We start from the raw sequence: 14,374 nt of genomic DNA, 5'->3' as shown, positions 1-14,374 counted from the left end.
CCTCCGGGAGGGGATTCGTACCGGAGGGGACCATGGCGGACCAGGCGAAGCGTCAACTGCTCGGGCGGGAGCGGGAGTCGGGGGAGCTGGAGCGGCTGCTGCGCGAGGTGCGCGGCGGGCGCAGCCGGGTGTTGGTGGTGCGGGGGGAGGCGGGGGTCGGGAAGTCGGCGCTGCTGGATCAACTGGCGGGGCTGGCCGGGCAGTTGCAGGTGGTGCGGGCGGCCGGGGTGGAGGCCGAGGCGGAGTTCGCGTACTCGGCGTTGCAGCGGCTGTGCGCGCCGCTGCTGGACCGGCTGGAGCGGCTGCCCGAGGTGCAGCGGGACGCGCTGCGGGTGGCGTTCGGGCTGAGCGGCGGGGCGGCGCCCGAGATGCTGCTGGTCGGGATGGCGGTGCTGGGGCTGTTCGCGGAGGCGGCGGCCGATGCGCCGCTGGTGTGCCTGGTCGACGACGCGCAGTGGCTGGATCTGATGTCGCAGCGGATCCTGACGTTCGTCGGACGGCGGCTGGACGCCGAGTCGGTGGCGCTGGTGTTCGCCGAGCGGGCCGTGGACGGGGCGGGCGACGAGGGCTTCGCCGGGCTGCCGGACCTCGCGCTGCGCGGGCTGGGCGACGCCGAGGCCCGGGCGCTGCTCGACAGCGTGCTGCCCGGGCCGGTCGACGCCCGGGTGCGGGACCGGATCGTCGCCGAGACCGGCGGAAACCCGCTGGCGCTGCTGGAGTTGCCCCGGGGCCTGTCGCCCGCGGAGCTGGCGTTCGGCTTCGGCGGGCCCGGGGCCGGGCCGCTGGCGACCCGGGTCGAGGACGGCTTCCGGCGCCGCGTGCAGGCGCTGCCGGCCGACACCCGGGCGCTGCTGCTGGTCGCGGCGGTCGAACCGGTCGGCGACGGGCCGCTGCTGTGGGACGCGCTGCGGTTCCTCGGCGTCGGGCCGGAGGCGGCGGCGCCGGCCGGGGAGCTGATCACGGTGGGGGCCGCGGTGCGGTTCCGGCACCCGCTGGTGCGCTCCGCCGTCTGGCGGGGCGCGGACGCGTCCGCGTTGCGGGCCGCGCACCAGGCGCTGGCCGAGGCCACCGACGGCGGGCGCGACCCCGACCGGCGGGCCTGGCACCGGGCGCACGCCGCGCTCGGGCCGGACGAGGAGGTCGCCGTCGAGCTGGAGTGCTCCGCCGACCGGGCGCTGGCCCGCGGCGGGCGGGCCGCCGCCGCGTCCTTCCTGGAACGGGCCGCCGCGCTCACCCCCGACCCGAAGGGACGGGCCCGGCGCGCGCTGGCCGCCGCGGACGCGTACCTGGCGGCCGGGCTGACGGCCCGGGTGCCCGACCTGCTCGCCGCCGCCGAACTCGGCGCGCTGGACCCGCTCCAGCAGGCCCACGTGCACCGGCTGCGGGCCAGGGTGGCGGCCCTGGCCGGCCCGGAACTCGGTGTGGTGCGGCCGCTGCTGGACGCGGCGGACCGGCTCGGCGCGCTCGACCCGGCCGCCGCGCGGGAGACCGCCCTGATGGCGTTCGGCGCCGCGATCTGGGCCGGCCGGCACGACGACGGGGCACTGCGGCAGGTCGCCGGGGCGGCCCGCGCGCTGCCGCCCGGCGACGAGCCGGCGGGCATCCTGCTGCGCGCCCTCGCCGCGTGGACCACGGACGGGCCCGCCGCCGCGCACCCGCTGCTGGCGCGGGCGCTGCGCGCCGTCCCCGACATCGACGACCCGGCCCTGCTGTGGGCGGCCGCGAACGCCGCCGCCGAGCTGGGCGACCTCGCGGCCTGGCTGGACGTCACCGAGCGGGCGGTCCGCTCCGCCCGGACGACGGGCGCGCTGTCGATCCTCTCGACGGCGCTGCCGCACCGGGCGGCCGCACTGGGCTTCGCGGGGCGGCTCGCCGAGACCCGCGAACTGCTGGCCGGGGCGAGCGCCGTCGAGAACGGCGCCGGCCTGGCGATGCGCCTGGCCGCGACGGCCGGCATCGGCGCGTACCAGGGCCGGGAACGGCCGGCCCTGGCCGCGATCGGGGCGGCCGAACGGGAGGGCGAGCGGTGCGGCCTCGGCCGGCTCACCGCGACCGCGGCGTGGGCGCGGGCCGTGCTCCACAACGGCCTCGGCAACTACCCGTTGGCGCTGGAGGCGGCGCTGCGGGGCGCGGAGTACCGGGATCTCGCGGTGCACCAGTGGACGTGCGGCGAACTCGTCGAGGCGGCCGTCCGGGCCGGGGACCCGGCCGCGGCGGCCGGGGCGCGGGAGCGGCTGGCCGATTGGGGTCGGGCCGGCACACCGTGGGCGCTCGGCGCGCGGGCGGTCGCCGAGGCGCTGGCCGGGCCGCCCGAGCAGGCCGAGGACCGCTACCGGGAGGCCGTCGGGCACTTCGAGGCGGGCGGGCTCGGCGTGCTCGAGGCCCGGGCCCGGCTGCTGTTCGGCGAATGGCTGCGCCGCCAGAACCGGCGGGCCCTGGCCCGCGACGAACTGCGCGCCGCGTACGGGGAGTTCGCGCGGATGGGCCAGGAGGCGTTCGCCGAGCGGGCCCGGCGCGAGCTGCTCGCCACCGGTGAGACGGTGCGCAAACGGGCCGTCGGCGGGCCGGAACTGACGCCGCAGGAGGCGCAGATCGCCCGCCTCGCCGCCGCCGGGCACCCGAATGCGGAGATCGGCGCGCAGCTGTTCCTCAGCCCGCGGACGGTGGAGTGGCACCTGCGGAAGGTGTTCGGCAAGCTGGGGATCACCAACCGGCGGGAGATCGAGGGGGCGCTGGCTTCGAGTTGACCGAGCGTCAGCTCATGCTCGCCTTTTCGATGACGCCGGCCACCAGGTCGGGGTGGGAGACCGCGACGGAGTGGGACGCGGCGACCTCGGTGGTGCGGGCGTGGGCGCGTTCGGCCATGAAGCGCTGGGCGGCGGCCGGGATGTTCAGGTCCTGGGTGGTGACGATGTCCCAGCTGGGGACGGTCTGCCAGGCGGCTGCGGTGGCCGGTTCGGTCAGCGCGGCCTGGGCGATCGGGCGCTGGGTGGCGGCCGCCAGTGCGGCCTTCTCGGCGGGGACGTCGGCGGCGAACTGCGCGCGGAACTTGCCCTGTTGGATGTACAGGTCGGTGCCGGTGCTGCCGTCGGGGAGCGGGTACGGCACCGGGTCGAGGGCGCCGGCCAGGGTGGATCCGGGGAACTGTCCGGTCAGTTGCAGCGCGGACTCGCCCGGTGCGGGCAGGAACGCGGCGACGTAGACCAGTGCCTTGACGCGCGGTTCGCCGACGGCGGCGGCGCTGATGACCGAGCCGCCGTAGGAGTGGCCGACCAGCACGACCGGGCCGTCGATGTGGTCGATGACGCCGCGCAGCGCGGCGGCGTCGGAGGCCGGGCCGCGCAGCGGGTTCGCGGCGGCGACGACCGGGTAACCGTCGTGGCGCAGACGGGCGATGACGCCGTTCCAGCTCGACGCGTCGGCGAACGCGCCGTGCTCCAGGACGACGGTCGGCTTCGGTCCGCGGTCGGCCGCCGCGGGGCCGGCTGTCGCAGGGCCGGCTGTCGCGCCGGTGAGGGCGAGGACGCCCGCGGCTGCGGCGAGGGCCGCGACGAGCCGCCGTCCGCGGCCGTTCTGGGTGATCGACATGGCGACGCTCCTGGCTTCGGTCTTCGGTCTTCGGGGGCTTGGGCGTTCACTGTCTCCCGCGCGCCGGGCGTCCGCATCGGTTGGATGACTGCATGGCCACAGAGCGTCGGATGACTGATGTGTTCCAGTCGGCGGGGCGGCGACAGTGGTCGCGCGATTCCCGAAATTCGAGGAGAGACACATGAATCGACGGCTTCTGAGGCTCGCGGCGGCAGGATTCTCGCTGGCGGCGGCCGCGGCCGTCAACGCACCGGCGAGCGCCTCGGCCGGCCAGGCGGGCGGCGCGACGCTGACCGCCTCCGGTTCCGTACCGTTCGCCTGTACCCCGTTCCAGCCCTCGGCGCCGGAGGGCGCCTCGGTGGAGTCGGTGACGGCGACGGCCGTGCCGGCGGGCGCGTTCCAGGTGCCCGGCAGTCCGCCGCTGGGCGGCGGCGTGGTCCCCGACGTGCCGGCGCACTGCGAGGTGACCGTCACGCTGACCCACCCGGGCGCCAACGACCGTGCCAAGGTGCAGATCTGGCTGCCGGAGTCCGGCTGGAACGGTCGCTTCCAGGCGGCCGGCGGCGCCGCGTACGCCGCTGGGAACATCGGATCGGTGGCCGCGGCCGTCAAGCAGGGCTACGCCGCCGCCACCACCGACGCGGGCGTCGACACCAGTGGTCTGGACAGCAGTTGGGCGCTGGACGGGCAGGGCCGGATCAACGCCGCGCTGCTGGAGAACTTCGCCTCCCGCTCCGTCCACGAGATGGCGCTCGTCGGCAAGCAGGTCGTCGACGGCGTCTACGGCCACACCGCCTTCCGCTCCTACTTCAACGGCTGCTCCACCGGCGGCCGCCAGGGCTACATGGAGGCGCAGAAGTACCCGACCGACTTCGACGGCATCAACGCGGCGTCCCCCGCCATCAACTGGAACCAGTTCGAGGTGGCCACGCTGTGGCCGCAGGTCGTGATGAACGAGCAGCACACCTACCCGACCGCCTGCGAGTTCAACGAGTTCAACAAGGCCGCGCTGAAGGCCTGCGACAAGCTCGACGGCATCGCGGACGGACTGATCAGCAACCCGAACCGCTGCGACTTCGACCCGCGCCGCCTGATCGGCACGAAGGTGGTGTGCGAGGGCAAGGAGTACACGATCAGCGCCGCCGACGCCGAGGTGGTCCGCCGGATCTGGGACGGCCCGCGCTCCGGCGACGGCAAGCGGCTCTGGTACGGGCTGCCGATCGGCGCCGACTTCGGCCCCCTCGCCGCCAGCACCACCACGGACGGCATCACCACCGGCGCGCCGTTCATCGTCCCCGCCGAGTGGGTCGCCAACTTCGTGCAGAAGCAGCCCGGGTTCAGCTCGGCGAACCTGACGTACCCGCAGTTCGAGGAGATCTTCCGCAAGGCGCGCGCCGAGTTCGACCCGGCCATCGGGACCCGCGACGCGGACCTGTCCGCGTTCCGCGACGCCGGCGGCAAGCTGCTCAGCTGGCACGGCGACGCCGACCCGGTGATCCCCACCGCGGGCACGGTCGACTACCGCAAGCGCGTCGAGGACCGGATGGGCGGCAGCGCGAAGGTCGACAACTTCTACCGGGTCTTCCTGGCCCCCGGCGTCGGGCACTGCGCCCTGAACGGCGCCGACGACATGGCCGCGCTGACCGCCTGGGTCGAGCGCGGGCAGGCCCCCGGCGTGCTGCACGCCACCCTGCCCACCGCCGACGGGCGGAACGTCACCCGGGACGTGTGCCGGTACCCGATGGTCTCCCGCTACGCCTTCGGCGACCCGAACGCCGCGAGCAGCTTCCGCTGCGTCAAGCCCTGACCTGAACGGGGGGCGGGTCGCCGATCCGCCCCCCGTCCTCGGTTGCTCCGGTTGCTTCGGTTGCGGACAAGGAGTGGAAGTGGACAGCAACGATCTCTTCAACGGTTCCGTGGAATCCGCGCCTCGTGCGTTGGTTCCGTCCCCGTCGCCGTTTCGCGACTACGTTCTGCACGACCTTCCGGGGGACCTGGCCGAGGTCGGGCGCGGCGGCCTTTCCTATCGGCAACTGGCGTTCAAGCAGCGGGAGTTGGTGAAGGCAGTTGGTCTGGTCGGGGACGATCCGCGCGCCGCGCGCGTCACACAGCTCGACCTGCTGTTCATGCTGGGCGGGTTCGCCCCCGCCGGGCCGCTGGCCGCGCCCCGCGAGTTGACGGAGCTGATCTCCGCGCAGAGCGCGCGGTTCCGCTCGCTGGATCCGCACCTGAGCTACGAGCTGCTGATCGACGTGAACTGCGAGGAGTACCGGCGCTGCGGTGACATCCGAGTGTTCTCGCCCGGCCAACTCGGCACCCTGGAACGGGACTTCTACCTCGGACACTACCTGTCCGAGCCGTGGATCAGGTCCGCCGCGTACGGGCTTCGCGCGCTGATCACCGCGCCGGACGCCGTGAAACCGGTGGCGGTGCTGGACGACGCCGCCCGCTGCGTCGCGGAGTTCACCTCGCACATGGCGAGCTACCGCCGGCTGTCCGGGGAGGCGTTCGGCCGGTTCCGGCACTTCCACATGGGCCACCCCGGCGGTCCGCGCGGCGCGAGCGGGGCGTTCATGCCCAGCGTGCAGCTGCTCGAAATGGCCCTGCTGCCGCCGACCACCGAGTACGGCAGCTACCTGGACCTGGCGATGTCCTACTTCCCGACCTGGTCCCGGCCGGTCGTCGCCCAGTGGCGCAGCGCCTCCAGCCTGGGCACGAACGTGTGGCAGTCGGTGCGGGACGGCCGGCTGGTGCTCGACGAAGCCGGGGCCGACCGGCTGGTCCAACTGATCGACAGGTTCGTCGACTTCCGCATGGTGCACCTCGGCATCACCCGGCGCATGCTGCCGGAGGCGTTCCCGGACCGGGCCGGGCTGACCCGCAGGGAGATCGGCGCGCAGGCCGGCGAGCGGGGGATTCTGAACGCCGAGCACCCCGGCACCTCCGGGTTCAGCGTGCGAGACGTCCTCACGAACGCCGTCCACCGGCTGCTCGAACTCCGCCGGGAAGTCCTTTCGTCCGCATCGGCTCCGGCCAACCAGTAGGGGGCAGAATGTCCGCGTTCCGTGTGGCAGTCGTCGACGCGTTCGGGCCGGCCTACGGCCACATCGACGCCTTCGCGGCGGTCGGCGGCGAGGTCGTCCAGGTGCAGAGCACGCCCGGGCTGCCGTTCGGTGTCGAGCCGGTGGATGCGGCGCGTTTTGCTCAAGTGCTGGTCCACGACGGTGAATTGGACGCCTTGACCGCGCGGCTGGAGGGGGTCGTCGCGGTGCTGCCCGGACGCGAGACCGGGGTGGAACTCGCCGACGCGCTCTCCGAGAAGCTCGGACTGCCCACCAACGGCACCGAGTTGAGCGCCGCGCGCCGGGACAAGTACGTGCAGATCGAGACACTCAGGGCCCGCGGCGTCCCTGCGATGCGGCAGCTCCGCACCGGGGGCGAGAGTGAACTCCGTTCCTGGCACGCGCAGTTGGGTGGGGTGGCGGTGGTCAAACCGCTGCGCAGCTACTGGGGCGACGGCGTGTCGTTCTGTAACTCGCCGGACGAATCGGTCGTGGCGCTGCGCCGGCTCCGCGGCAGCGGGACGATCCACGGCGAGCCGATCGAGCAAGTCGTGGCCCAGGAGTACCTGGTCGGCACCGAGTACATCCTGAACACCGTCAGCAGCAGGGGCGTTCACCACCTGACCGACGCCTGGCGCACCGAGCGGATCACCGCCAACGGAGTCCGCGACCTGGTCGTCGCGCAGGTGCTGCTGCGCTCCGACGAACCGCCGGTGCCCGAACTCGCCGCGTACGGACGCCAGGTGCTGGACGCGCTCGGCATCCGGCACGGCGCCGCCCACCTGGAGATCAAGCTGACGCCGGACGGCCCGCGGCTGATCGAGGCGGGCGCCCGGATGTCCGGACTCCCGTACTACACCGACCGGTTGCTGGGCGAGGGCCAACTGGAATGGATCGTCGACGCCTACGCCCGCCCCGACCGCTTCCGCACCCGGGCCGGCCGGGCGTACCAACGACGGCACGCGTTCGCCTGGGCCGCACTGGTCGCCCCCGCGGCCGGGCGACTGGTCCGCTACCGGGCCCTCGACCGGATCCGCGAGCTGGAGAGCTTTCGCGACCTCACCGTGCTGCTCGAACCCGGTGACCCGATCACCCCGACCACCTACGACCGGGGCTACCCGGCCACCCTCACGCTGGAGCACCCGGTGGACGCGGTGCTCCAGCGCGACCTCAACACGGTGCGGTACCTCGACGGCGCCGGGATGTACGAGATCGCCTGAATACAGTTCGACGGCATCACGCGTCGCGTTGACGAGGTCCACGACGAACTCGCGTACCTCCTCGGCTGACAGGTGCCTGCTGCACGGGAACACCTCGGGCAGGGCCAGCAGCACGGCCCGCGCGCCCGCCCCCGCGAGGGGCTCGCATCCGTTCCGGCACCGATCCCCGGGGCCCCGCCAGGTCAGATCGACTCCGGTGAGGACCTCCGTTGCCGGCGGCCGTGATCTGACTGAACGCGCCGCGCACCCGGGGCCGGATCGGGGGAAGCGGATGTGCGGTCAAATGACCGATTTCGAAAGGCGGTTCGGCGCCAATGATGGACAGGGCACGCCCGCTCCGAAGGGACACGCCGTGTCTGTCCGCTGGTCGACCTGCTCGATCCGGCGCTGGTGGCTGATCGCCGAACTGGAGAAGCAGAGCTGGATGTTCCAGGCGGAGAACCGGGCCTGATCCCCTCAGCAACAACGTCCCACGAGCGGAAGGTGGTTCATATGTTCACTCCCAAGGCCTCGGCCGTCGCGGCGGCTCTCGTCGCGGCCGTGATCGGCCTCGGTGCCGGATCGGCGCAGGCCGCCGGGTGGCCCCCGTTGCAGCCGGGTGCCCACCTCTACTCGGGCAGCGGCGGGAGCGGCGCGGTGACCGTCGTCGATCTCGACGACTCCGGCACCTGCCACACGTTGTCGGCGCCCGCCCGGTCGGTGCAGGTCGCCTCCGGGGCCGCGTCCGTGGTGCTGTACACCGGCGCGGGCTGCACCGGCGACCACCCGTGGGCGACCGGCTCGCTGGCCCAGTTCGACCTGCCGTGGCCGGCGCTGAGCTACCGGGTGGTCCCGGTCTGATTCCGTCCTGTCGCGGGCGGAACACCTCACATCTCTTTCTCATGCAAGGAGGCCTCGATGGCAGCGCACGAAAACACCACCGGCCGACGCCGTTTCCTCGGTCTGGCGGCGGCCGGGGTCGTCGCCGGCCAGGTTGCCCTGTCCGCTCCGGCGCAGGCGATCACCGGGCGGGTGGCGGGATGGACGGGCGCCGGGGAGGCGCCGCGACCGGGGGCGGGTATCCGTCCGTTCCGGATCAAGGTTCCGCAGGCGGAGCTCAACGAATTGCGGCGGCGGATCCGGGCGACCCGGTGGCCGGACCGTGAGACGGTCGGCAACCGTACCCAGGGTGCGCAACTGGCGAAGATGCGGCCGCTGATGGAGTACTGGGGCAGCGGGTACGACTGGCGGACGCTGGAGCGGCGCCTCAACGACCTGCCGCAGTACATCGTCGAGATCGACGGGCTGGACATCCAGTTCGCGCACATCCGCTCCCCGCACGCGGGCGCGATGCCGATGCTGATGACGCACGGCTGGCCCGGTTCGATCGTCGAACTGCTGAAGGTCATCGACCCGTTGGTCAATCCCACGGCGCACGGCGGGCGCGCCGAGGACGCCTTCCACCTGGTCCTGCCGACCCTGCCCGGCTACGGCTTCTCGGGCAAACCGACCGGGCCCGGATGGAACTTCACCCGCATCGCGCACGCCTTCCACGAGCTGATGCTGCGCCTCGGGTACCCGGAGTACGTCTCGCAGGGCGGCGACCACGGCGCGATCCTCTCCGAGGTGCTCGCCGTCCAGCAGCCGAAGGGGCTGCTCGGCATCCACGTCAACATGCCGGGGACGGTGCCGGACGACATCCTGCGCCGGGTGCGCAACTTCGACCCGGCCCCCACGAACCTGTCGGCCGAGGAGAAGCGGGCGTACGACCGGCTGCTGCACTTCTACCGCGACGGTTTCGGCTACGCGGCGATGATGAACCAGACCCCGCAGACGATCGCCTACTCGCTCACCGACTCCCCGGTCGGCATGGCGTCGTACTACTACGACAAGTTCGCGGAGTGGACGGACTCCGGTGGCCAGCCGGAGAAGGTGCTGACGTACGACGAGATGCTCGACGCGATCTCGATGTACTGGCTGACCGGCACCGGCGCGTCGTCGTCCCGGCTGTACTGGGAGGGCGCCCAGGCGGGCGGCGGACCGTTCAACGCGGTGTCCATTCCGAAGCTGCCGGTCGCGGTGACGGTCTTCCCGTCCGAGATCTACCCCGCGCCGCGCAGCTGGGGCGAGCGGACCTTCGGCAACATCATCCACTGGAACGAGGTCGACCGGGGCGGCCACTTCGCCGCCTGGGAGCAGCCGCAGCTGCTGGCCGAGGAACTCCGCACCGCCTTCAGGTCGCTGAGGTAGGACGGCGTCCCCGCTTCGGCCGGGGTGGTCAGAGGCCCAGATCGGCAGCCAGGCAGGAGAACCGGATTGCCTGGCTGTCGGGGTCGAAGGCGGCCGGATCGGTAGACATCTCCGGGCGTTCCTCGACCATGTCCGCGAAGGGGATTCGCTGGGGGAGGGTGCCGAAGCGGGTGCGGCGGGCCTCGGCGACCTGCTCGGGGCCGGTCACTTGTGGGCCGCCAGCCGGTCGGCGTCCTGGACTGCCCGGGCGAACGCGGTCGGGGCCTCCTGGGGTGCGTTGTGGCCGATGCCCGGGAGGACGCGGTGGTCGTAGGGGCCGGTGAAGAGCTGCCGGTAGGCGGCGCCGTCGGTGGAGGGGAGGAACGGGTCGAGGGCGGGGTCGAGGGTGATGGTCGGTACGGGGATGGTGGGCCGGGCGGCGAGCAGTTGTTCGTAGTGGTCGTACCGGCGTTCGCCGTCGGCCAGGCCCAGGCGCCAGCGGTAGTTGTGGATCACGATGGCGGCGTAGTCGGGGTTCTCGAAGGCGGCGGCCGTGCGTTCGAAGGTGGCGTCGTCGAAGTCCCAGGTGGGCGAGACCTCGTCCCAGACCAGGCGGCACAGGTCGTGCCGGTTCTGCTTGGTCTCCATGGCGAGGCGGCCGCGGTCGGTGGCGAAGTAGTACTGGTACCACCAGGTGTGTTCGGCCTTCGGCGGCAGCGGGGTGCGCTGCGCCGCGACGTTGGTGATCAGGTAGCCGCTGACCGACACCAGGGCCCGGACCCGTTCCGGCCAGAGGGCCGCGATGATGTCGGCGGTCCGTGAGCCCCAGTCGAAGCCGGCCAGCGTCGCCTGCCGGATCTTCAGGGCGTCCATCAGGGCGAGGATGTCCAGCGCGATCGCGGACTGCTGGGCGTTGCGGGGCGTGGTCGGCGACAGGAACGTGGTGGTGCCGTGGCCGCGCAGGTACGGCACGATCACCCGGTAGCCGGCGTCCGCGAGCAGCGGGGCCACGTCGACGTAGCTGTGGATGTCGTACGGCCAGCCGTGCAGCAGGACGGCCACCGGGCCGTGCTCGGGGCCGAGTTCGGCGTAGCCGATGTCGAGCACGCCGGCCTGGACGCGCTTCAGGTCGGTGAAGGCGGTGTGGGTGCCGGGGGCGATGTCCGGGACGGTCGGGGTGGGTGCGGCGGCGGACGCGGTGCCCGTGAGGGCGGTGGCGCCGAGGCCGAGGCCGACCGCGGTGGTGAAGGTACGCCTGCTGATCATGTTCGGTCCTTTCCGAGGGGGGAGAACGTCATCCGGCGGCGCGGCTCAGCGCGTCGCGCAGCGCCGCCCGGCTGGTGACGCCCAGCTTGGGGAAGACGCGGTAGAGGTGCGAGCTGACGGTGCGCGGCGACAGGTGCATCCGCACGCCGATCTGCTTGTTCGTCAGGCCGCCCGCCGCCAGGTCGGCGACCCGGCGTTCCTGCCAGGTCAGCGCGCCCGGCTCGGGGGCGCAGGCGCGGCGGGCGGCCCGGGCGGCGTGCAGTTCGTCCGGGGCCGGCCGGAGCAGCGCGGTTTCGTCGGGGCCGGAGGCGACCGGGAGTTCGGGCAGGGCGGCGGCGTCGAAGCGCGACGGGAGGTCGGTGCGGACCGCGACCAGCAGCTGCACCGGGCGGCCGGCCAGTCGGCGGCCGACGAAGCCGCAGACGTCGGCGCTGGCCTCGTCCAGCCACTGCCCGTCGTCGAGGACCAGCAGCAGTGGCCGCTGCTCGGTGGCGAGCTCCAGCAGCCGGAGGACGGCGATGCCCATCGGCATGACCGGCGGCGAGCAGCTCCGCAGGCCGCCGAAGACGGAGTCGAACACCGCCCGGGTCCGGTCGTCCAGACGGGCGAGGTGGCCGAGCAGCGGGTGGAGCAGCTGGTGCAGGCCCGCCCAGGGCAGCGCGGACTCCACCTCGGCGCCCGCCGCCCGGACCACGGCCCGGCCCTGCTGCTCGGCCAGCGCGGCGGCGTGGTGCAGCAGCGTGCTGCGGCCGGACCCCGCCTCCCCGCGCAGCACGAGGGCGCCGCCGGACGCGGATGTCACGAACGCGGTGAGTTCGGCCTGCTCGCCGTACCCGTTCATGCCTGATTCCTCCGTTTTGACCGTTTCGGCCGTTTCAGCTGTCGAGACCGGCCGCGCGGGCCATGTGGGCGGCGTACCAGGCGGGCCAGTCGGCGTCGTGGTGGCCGAGTGCCTCCTCGTACTTGCCGTGGGCGGCGGCCGCGTCGCGCAGCGCCGACTCGAGTTCGGCGGCATCGCGGTGCACCACGTGGCTGATCCGGCCCGGGCCACGGACGGTGACCTCCTGCAGGACGAAGACGTTGCCGTCCGGGTCGGTGAACGAGGCGAACGAGCCGTACGAGCGCCGCTCCGGGTGCGGGCCGGCCACCCGGCCGGCGGTGCCCGCGTGGTGGAAGACGCCGCCCGCGTCGTGGAAGACCTCGCTGACCTCGACCCCGGCCGCCACCAGCTCGGCGCGGGCCGCGACCACGTCGTCCACGATCAGGTGCACGCCGCGCTCGGAGCCCGGTGCCGCGTCGGTCACGCCGCTGCCGATGATCAGCGAGGCGGCCGAGCCGGGCGGGGTGAAGTGGACGACCCGGAAGCCGCCGGGGCCGGAGTAGTCGACGTCCTCGCGGAACCCGATCCGGGCGTAGAAGTCCTTGGCCCGGTCCACGTCCGAGACCGGGAGGACCAGAACCTCGATCTTGAACTCCATCATTCGTCAGCTCCCTCTGCTGGTGCGGGAAGCCGCCCTTCGGCCTCCACCGCTCACGATCCCGGGAACGCGGGCCGGTCGAGCCCGTGGAGAACCCTGGCCCGTACCCGGGCACGGGCACGGGCCGGCCATATGCGGGCCCGGGGGTGGCGTGAGGGAGAGCGATAACATGACGGAACGTCAACATGACGATCGTCTCGGGGAGGACGCGCTGGAGCTCCACTTCACCACCCTCGGCCCCCTGACAGCCCGGCGCGCGGGCCAGGAGCTGCGCATCAACCGGGCCCGGGACCGGGCGGTGCTCGCCGTGCTCCTCGCGCAGGCGGGCCGGCCGGTGACGGTCGGTGAGATCATCGACGGGGTCTGGGGCGAGGAGGGGGACGAGGCGCCCGACCGGGCCGGGGCGCTCCCGGGCAACATGTACCGGCTGCGCAGCGCGCTGGGCGGCGGCGGGAACCTCCTGCGGCACGTCGGCAAGGGGTACTGCCTGGACGTCGACCCGGCCGGCATCGATCGGACGGTCTTCCTCTCCGCGCTCGCCGACGCCGCCACCGCCCGCCTGAACTGGCAGCCGCAGCGCGCCCGCGAGCTGCTGACCGCCGCGCTCGACCTCTGGCAGGGCCCGGCCGCCCTGGACGGCGTCCCCGGCCCCTTCGCCGAACACGAACGCCGGATGCTGGCCGGGCGGCGGGACGAGGCGCTGCGCGAACTCGACCTGCCGGTCAGGGAGTTGGACGCGGGGCCGGGCGCGGGGCCGGTCGAACTCAGGGCGGGTGCCGCCCGGTCGGTGCTGCGGCCCTTCCAACTGCCGCCCGATCCAGGCGACTTCACCGGTCGGACTGCTCAACTCGCCGAGATCGGCGAGCTGTTGGCCGTGCCAGGGCGGACGCAGTCGCCGCTCGTCACCGTCGCCGGCCCGCCCGGCGCCGGGAAGAGCGCGCTGGCGGTCCGCGCCGCCCACCTCGCGGGCCCCGACCACCCGGACGGGCAGCTGTACGCCGACCTGCACGGCGCGGACGACGCCTCCGGGTACCTGGCGCCGTTCCTGCGCGCACTGGGCGTCGAGGAACAGGCGGTGCCCGCGAGCGCCCCCGAGCGCCGTGCGCTGTACCTCCGGCTGCTCGCCGACCGCCGGATCCTGGTCGTACTGGACGGCGCCGGGGGCGTCGAGGATGTCCGGCCGCTGCTGCCCGCCGGGCCGGGCTGCGCCGCCGTCGTGGTCGTCAACGGGACGGCGGGGGAGGGGAGTTCGAGTGCGGTCCAGGTCGGGCCGCTGGCCCCGGACGAGGCGCTGGAGCTGCTCGGCCGGATGATCGGCCGGGAGCGGACCGACCGCGAACCGGACGCCGCCCGGGCGCTCGCCGCCGCCTGCGGCCACCTGCCCCGCGCGCTGCGGGACGCCGCCGAGCGGCTGGTGCGCCGTCCCGCCTGGCCGATCTCCGCGATGCTCCCGTCCGGGTCGTCCGCCGACGCGTAAACGCCACCGTTCATCGCGCGTCAATCCGGGCGCCGCAGAATCCGATTACGACGTGATCATCTGCCCGGAGACGCA

11 protein-coding genes and 2 pseudogenes are annotated in these 14,374 nt (G+C 73.7%); 7 read left to right on the top strand and 6 right to left on the bottom strand.

Annotated features, from left to right (window positions below; translation table 11 throughout):
• Positions 1-32 precede the first annotated feature (32 nt).
• Positions 33-2,747 carry an ATP-binding protein gene (locus ACIHEI_RS05235; RefSeq protein ID WP_396605670.1) on the top strand — a complete coding sequence of 905 codons (2,715 nt, stop codon included), beginning with the start codon at positions 33-35 and terminating at the stop codon, positions 2,745-2,747.
• Positions 2,748-2,754: 7 nt separating this feature from the next.
• Here the strand turns inward: ACIHEI_RS05235 and ACIHEI_RS05230 are convergent, their stop codons facing one another.
• Positions 2,755-3,588, bottom strand: coding sequence for an alpha/beta fold hydrolase (locus tag ACIHEI_RS05230; protein WP_396605669.1), 834 nt, complete (start codon positions 3,586-3,588; stop codon positions 2,755-2,757).
• A 181-nt stretch (positions 3,589-3,769) separates the two neighbouring features.
• Between ACIHEI_RS05230 and ACIHEI_RS05225 the strand changes: the two genes are divergently transcribed.
• The 5 genes from ACIHEI_RS05225 to ACIHEI_RS05205 all read left to right on the top strand — a co-directional run bounded on the left by ACIHEI_RS05225 (position 3,770) and on the right by ACIHEI_RS05205 (position 10,099).
• Positions 3,770-5,395: a tannase/feruloyl esterase family alpha/beta hydrolase gene (locus tag ACIHEI_RS05225; RefSeq protein ID WP_396605668.1), complete on the top strand. Its 1,626-nt coding sequence runs from the start codon at positions 3,770-3,772 to the stop codon at positions 5,393-5,395.
• Positions 5,396-5,474: 79 nt separating this feature from the next.
• A complete protein-coding gene (locus ACIHEI_RS05220) occupies positions 5,475-6,632 on the top strand; it encodes a hypothetical protein (RefSeq protein WP_396605667.1) in 1,158 nt (385 codons plus the stop codon).
• Positions 6,633-6,640: 8 nt separating this feature from the next.
• Complete coding sequence (locus ACIHEI_RS05215; RefSeq protein ID WP_396605666.1) at positions 6,641-7,870, top strand: biotin carboxylase; 1,230 nt, start codon at positions 6,641-6,643, stop codon at positions 7,868-7,870.
• Between the two features lie 492 nt (positions 7,871-8,362).
• Entirely contained in the window at positions 8,363-8,710 is a 348-nt protein-coding gene (locus ACIHEI_RS05210; protein WP_396605665.1) for a hypothetical protein, read from the top strand.
• 57 nt (positions 8,711-8,767) lie between these two features.
• Entirely contained in the window at positions 8,768-10,099 is a 1,332-nt protein-coding gene (locus tag ACIHEI_RS05205) for an alpha/beta fold hydrolase (protein WP_396605664.1), read from the top strand.
• A gap of 28 nt (positions 10,100-10,127) precedes the next feature.
• On the opposite strand, the gene ACIHEI_RS05200 is transcribed toward ACIHEI_RS05205, so the two are convergent.
• The 5 genes and pseudogenes from ACIHEI_RS05200 to ACIHEI_RS05180 form a co-directional block, all read right to left on the bottom strand.
• Complete coding sequence (locus tag ACIHEI_RS05200) at positions 10,128-10,307, bottom strand: hypothetical protein (RefSeq protein ID WP_392950466.1); 180 nt, start codon at positions 10,305-10,307, stop codon at positions 10,128-10,130.
• Positions 10,304-11,344: an alpha/beta fold hydrolase gene (locus tag ACIHEI_RS05195; RefSeq protein ID WP_396605663.1), complete on the bottom strand. Its 1,041-nt coding sequence runs from the start codon at positions 11,342-11,344 to the stop codon at positions 10,304-10,306. The genes ACIHEI_RS05200 and ACIHEI_RS05195 overlap by 4 nt, the downstream gene beginning before the upstream one ends.
• A gap of 28 nt (positions 11,345-11,372) precedes the next feature.
• Positions 11,373-11,561: pseudogene (locus ACIHEI_RS05190) on the bottom strand (helix-turn-helix transcriptional regulator); the annotation flags it as partial.
• Between the two features lie 177 nt (positions 11,562-11,738).
• Positions 11,739-12,185, bottom strand: a pseudogene (locus ACIHEI_RS05185) (ATP-binding protein); the annotation flags it as partial.
• A gap of 34 nt (positions 12,186-12,219) precedes the next feature.
• A complete protein-coding gene (locus tag ACIHEI_RS05180; protein ID WP_396605662.1) occupies positions 12,220-12,825 on the bottom strand; it encodes a VOC family protein in 606 nt (201 codons plus the stop codon).
• A 166-nt stretch (positions 12,826-12,991) separates the two neighbouring features.
• Between ACIHEI_RS05180 and ACIHEI_RS05175 the strand changes: the two genes are divergently transcribed.
• Positions 12,992-14,299, top strand: coding sequence for a BTAD domain-containing putative transcriptional regulator (locus ACIHEI_RS05175; RefSeq protein ID WP_396605661.1), 1,308 nt, complete (start codon positions 12,992-12,994; stop codon positions 14,297-14,299).
• Positions 14,300-14,374 lie beyond the last annotated feature (75 nt).

Source organism: Kitasatospora sp. NPDC051984 (genome assembly GCF_044593455.1).
GTDB lineage: Bacteria > Actinomycetota > Actinomycetes > Streptomycetales > Streptomycetaceae > Kitasatospora.
This window is presented reverse-complemented; position numbering and strand designations above follow the sequence as displayed.

Excerpts from the sequence above, each read along its gene's own strand:
- ACIHEI_RS05175 (WP_396605661.1), top strand. The coding sequence starts at position 12,992 with ATGACGGAACGTCAACATGACGATCGTCTCGGGGAGGACGCGCTGGAG.
- ACIHEI_RS05225 (WP_396605668.1), top strand. The coding sequence starts at position 3,770 with ATGAATCGACGGCTTCTGAGGCTCGCGGCGGCAGGATTCTCGCTGGCG.
- ACIHEI_RS05205 (WP_396605664.1), top strand. The coding sequence starts at position 8,768 with ATGGCAGCGCACGAAAACACCACCGGCCGACGCCGTTTCCTCGGTCTG.
- ACIHEI_RS05215 (WP_396605666.1), top strand. The coding sequence starts at position 6,641 with ATGTCCGCGTTCCGTGTGGCAGTCGTCGACGCGTTCGGGCCGGCCTAC.
- ACIHEI_RS05195 (WP_396605663.1), bottom strand. The coding sequence starts at position 11,344 with ATGATCAGCAGGCGTACCTTCACCACCGCGGTCGGCCTCGGCCTCGGC.
- ACIHEI_RS05210 (WP_396605665.1), top strand. The coding sequence starts at position 8,363 with ATGTTCACTCCCAAGGCCTCGGCCGTCGCGGCGGCTCTCGTCGCGGCC.
- ACIHEI_RS05230 (WP_396605669.1), bottom strand. The coding sequence starts at position 3,588 with ATGTCGATCACCCAGAACGGCCGCGGACGGCGGCTCGTCGCGGCCCTC.
- ACIHEI_RS05180 (WP_396605662.1), bottom strand. The coding sequence starts at position 12,825 with ATGATGGAGTTCAAGATCGAGGTTCTGGTCCTCCCGGTCTCGGACGTG.
- ACIHEI_RS05235 (WP_396605670.1), top strand. The coding sequence starts at position 33 with ATGGCGGACCAGGCGAAGCGTCAACTGCTCGGGCGGGAGCGGGAGTCG.